Genomic DNA, 665 nt, shown 5'->3' with positions numbered 1-665 from the left:
GGACGCCGGCCTTGTATCCACTGAGCCGACCACCAGCTCCGGCCGCCGCGCAACCAACGTAAGGCTGAACAGCAACGGTGCAGTCGCCGTCGGGATCGACTTTGGCCGCCGCCACCTGCGCGTGGTCCTGGCCTCCCTGGGCTACCACGTCATTGCCGAGGATTACATCGAATTACCGCTCGGCCACCAGGCCGAGGAAGGCATCGCAGCGGCGGTGCTGCTGCTGGAAAAACTGCTCCGGGAAAACGGAATCGACCGCACTGCGGTAGTGGGCGCGGGAGCGGGCATTCCCGGCCCCATCGACCGCCGCTCCGGCACCGTTGCCCAAGGTGCCATCCTCCCCGAATGGGTGGGCATCGATATCCTCCACCGGCTGGAGGAAGCGCTGAATTGCCCCGTATTTGTCGATAACGACGCCAACCTCGGCGCCTTGTCCGAAGTGACGTGGGGACCCCACAGCGGCGTCTCCAACCTGATGTTCCTCAAGATCGGCTCGGGCATTGGCGCAGGCCTGATCCTCAACGGTTTCCCCTACTACGGCAACGTGGGTATCACCGGCGAAATCGGCCATGCCACCATCCATGAACATGGACTGGTGTGCCGCTGCGGGAACAGGGGTTGCCTCGAAACGATAGCGTCCACCACCACCATGATCGAGCTGCTGG

Annotated in this window: 1 protein-coding gene; it reads left to right on the top strand. The window is 63.9% G+C overall.

The window, feature by feature from the left end:
• A partial coding sequence (locus HP499_RS24735) for an ROK family protein (RefSeq protein ID WP_172326639.1) occupies positions 1 to 665 on the top strand: 665 nt, incomplete at both ends.

Origin of the sequence: Paenarthrobacter sp. CM16 (genome assembly GCF_013179505.1) — a bacterium.
In the GTDB taxonomy this organism is placed as follows: Bacteria; Actinomycetota; Actinomycetes; order Actinomycetales; family Micrococcaceae; genus Arthrobacter.
This window is presented reverse-complemented; position numbering and strand designations above follow the sequence as displayed.